Source organism: Neisseria sp. HMSC70E02 (genome assembly GCF_001838645.1).
GTDB classification, from domain to species: domain Bacteria; phylum Pseudomonadota; class Gammaproteobacteria; order Burkholderiales; family Neisseriaceae; genus Neisseria; species Neisseria macacae.
This window is the reverse complement of sequence record NZ_KV838134.1, coordinates 1-215: the sequence shown is the minus strand read 5'-3', so window position 1 is coordinate 215 and position 215 is coordinate 1. Positions and strand designations below refer to the sequence as shown.

At 60.9% G+C, this 215-nt stretch carries 1 pseudogene; it reads left to right on the top strand.

Going from position 1 to position 215, the window contains the following annotated elements:
* Nucleotides 1–215, top strand: a pseudogene (locus tag HMPREF3277_RS12330) (RHS repeat protein); the annotation flags it as partial.

The following is a 215-nucleotide window of genomic DNA, read 5'->3' as shown; positions in this document are numbered from 1 at the left end:
TGACCCACAGCACCGACCAGCGGACGGGCACGACGCAGTTCGAGTACGACAAACTGGGCAGGATTACTAAAGCGGGCAACGAACTGTTCGCCTTCGACCCCGCGCACAATATCCTCGACATCCCGACGGAAAAGGTCAAACCATACCCTACCCCCTCTCCCGCGGGAGAGGGTCGGGGAGAGGGCAAAACGGCTGCGCCGCTTTCAGACAACCGT